At 38.3% G+C, this 2737-nt stretch carries 2 protein-coding genes and 2 pseudogenes; all 4 read left to right on the forward strand.

The window, feature by feature from the left end; translation table 11 throughout:
- Positions 1 to 255: pseudogene (locus C7B70_RS25470) on the forward strand (IS701 family transposase); the annotation flags it as partial.
- A 63-nt stretch (positions 256 to 318) separates the two neighbouring features.
- Positions 319 to 1570 (forward strand): annotated as a pseudogene (locus C7B70_RS25475) (IS701 family transposase); the annotation flags it as partial.
- 121 nt (positions 1571 to 1691) lie between these two features.
- Positions 1692 to 2147, forward strand: a complete 456-nt coding sequence (locus tag C7B70_RS29005; RefSeq protein ID WP_199192577.1) for a helix-turn-helix domain-containing protein — start codon at positions 1692 to 1694, stop codon at positions 2145 to 2147.
- Positions 2032 to 2538 carry a transposase gene (locus C7B70_RS25485; RefSeq protein ID WP_233221163.1) on the forward strand — a complete coding sequence of 169 codons (507 nt, stop codon included), beginning with the start codon at positions 2032 to 2034 and terminating at the stop codon, positions 2536 to 2538. The genes C7B70_RS29005 and C7B70_RS25485 overlap by 116 nt, the downstream gene beginning before the upstream one ends.
- Positions 2539 to 2737 lie beyond the last annotated feature (199 nt).

A 2737-nucleotide genomic window follows, 5' to 3' on the forward strand; every position in this document is an offset into this window, starting at 1 on the left:
CTAAAGCAATCTGCTCAAATTGAAACTGAGAGTCAAAAAAGTAATATGATAGATTTTTCTAACCATCAACAATGGAACCATGCAAGCGGATGGAAAAATGTTCTAAATAATCTGCGATTAGTTGTCCAACCACTCTTATTATTTTGGTTAGTTTCTCCTTGGTTAGATATTTTCCCCAACTCCAACTTATTGCTTGGATTTAATTACCTAATTAGCAGAATGAATCAATTCAAACCCTTTTATTCTTCTGGATGAAAGACTTTATTTACTATTTGTTGATTTCGGAAACTGACAAAAGAGGGATAGACTCGCACCCGTGCAGAGTACAGAGAACTGTTCAAGGAAGTAAGAAACTATGAATGCTTCAAATACTTACACTTGGGAATAACGTCACCAATAAAAAGAAAATCCTTACCAGAAATAGCTAAAGTAATAAGCATAAACTCAGCCCAATCATTACATCATTTTATAGCGAATTGCGATTGGTCAGTAGAGGAATTAAAAAAGCGAAGATTAAATAAACTCAAGAAAGCACTAAATGGAAAGGCAATTACCGTAGTAATAGATGAAACCGGAGACAGAAAAAAAGGTAAGAAAACTGATTAGGTAGCCCGACAATATTTGGGAAGTGTAGGGAAGGTTGACCGAGGAATAGTTTCTGTCAATGCCTAGGGAGTTTATGCTAAGATAACATTTCCTTTAGCAGTGAAAATATTTAAACCTAAAGGAACGCTAAAAGAGTCAGACAAATACAGAACTAAAATAGAATTAGCATCAGAATTTATTACAGAATTGATGGAATTAGGCTTTAATATTGAACTGATATTAGCTAATAGTTTCTATGGGGAAAGCAGCCAATTCCTTCATAAATTAACAGAATATCAGTTAGCTTATGTTGTAGCAATTAGGAGTAATCATGGTGTCTGGCTGCCAGCTAATCAGAGCGTTAGAGCTAATAAGTGGTTCAATTTTCAAAGAACATTTAGCAATCAAAAATCAGAAACTAAATATATCCGTGAAATAGTTTATGGTAAAAAAAGAGCCATAACTTATTGGAAAATAACAACTGACCCAGAAACAATGCCGGAAAATTCTACTTCATTTGTTATGACGAATCTTCAAGGGAAGCTGAAGAAAACTTTAGGCGACCTATATGGATTAAGAACATGGGTAGAATATGGTTTTCGCTTTTTGTAAACAGGAATTAGGCTGGACAGATTACAGATTTACTAATTTTAAACATATTGAGAGATGGTGGAAAATTATTTTTTCTGTTTACACAATGATTAGTTTAAATTCCCAAGCATTTTTAGGCATAAACAAAGCTCATCAAATTCAACTTGAGGTAAAAGAGGATAGTTTAATAGATTTTTCTAATCATAAACAATGGAACCATGAATGCGGATGGAAAAGTAATTTGAATAATTTGCGTCTGGTTATCCAACCACTCTTACTATTCTGGTTAATTTTCCCCTGGCTAGATATTTTGCCTTCTTCACATTTATTGCTAGGATTCAATCATTTAATTGCGGCAATGAATCAATTTAAACCCTATTATAATTCTGGATAACCTCACTTATTTATTACTCTTGAATCCCGGAAAGTGACAAAAGAGGTTACAGCGGTTATTGACTGAGTAAGCCACAATTTGGTAACCTAAGCGAGTTCAGACTAATCGGAAATTGCTGCTCATGCCTGCTTCCTTATCAGTTGATTTACGGCAACGAATACTCGCCGCGTATGACGCGAAAGAAGGATCGCAACGGCAATTGGCAGAGCGATTCAAGGTGAGTTTATCTTTCATCAGAGATCTGAGACGACATTATCGTGAAACGGGTACAGTGCAGCCTAAGCCGCATGGGGGAGGAGCGGTGGCGCTCATTAGAAAAGAACATTTGCCTATTATTGAAGCCTTAGTCACAAATCAACCAGATGCTCTGCTCGAAGAGTTGTGTGAACGCTTTGCCACACAAACAGAGGTAGTGGTAAGTGTATCGACGATGCAACGAGCCGTAAGCTGGCTTAAGTTAAGTGTCAAAAAAAACTCTGATTGCATCAAGGCAAGACACTCAACGGGTCAAGGATTTACGGTTTGCTCATCGGCTATGGAGTTTCACCATCGAAGAGCGCAATCTGGTCTTCATTGATGAAACGGGCATTCATCTAGGGATGACTCGCACTTATGGTCGCGCTCCCATTGGTGAACGCTTGTATGACAGCGAGGTTTCGGGCAATAGAGGCAAGAACATCTCGTTAATTGGTGGCATGAGTATTAAGGGCTTGATTGCCACGATGAGTATTGCCCTTTGCGTTAATACTGACGTGTTCTTATTCTACATCCAAGAGATTCTGATTCCTCAATTGTGGGTAGGAGCGATTATTGTGATGGACAACCTGCCTGTTCATCATGCCTTAGTAGTAAGAGAGGCAATCGAGGCGGTAGGCGCGAAAGTAGTGTTTTTGCCACCTTATTCCCCCGACCTTTCACCAATGGGAGCCAAAGTTGGTCATTTTCAAGCAACTTTTACGCTCGGCTAAGGCTTGAACTGGTGAAGCACGCAAACCTTGCTTTAACCAGAATTATCAACGAGTGCATTTCTGCTGATGATGCCCTCGGCTGGTTCGCTCACTATGGTTTATTCATTTGAAAACTGCTATAACCCTCTTATGTCAGTTTCCGAAATCAATAAATAGTAAATAAAGCGTTTCATCCAGAAGAATAAAAGGGTTTGTATTG

This window comes from Chlorogloea sp. CCALA 695 (genome assembly GCF_003003885.1).
Lineage (GTDB): Bacteria > Cyanobacteriota > Cyanobacteriia > Cyanobacteriales > Chroococcidiopsidaceae > Aliterella.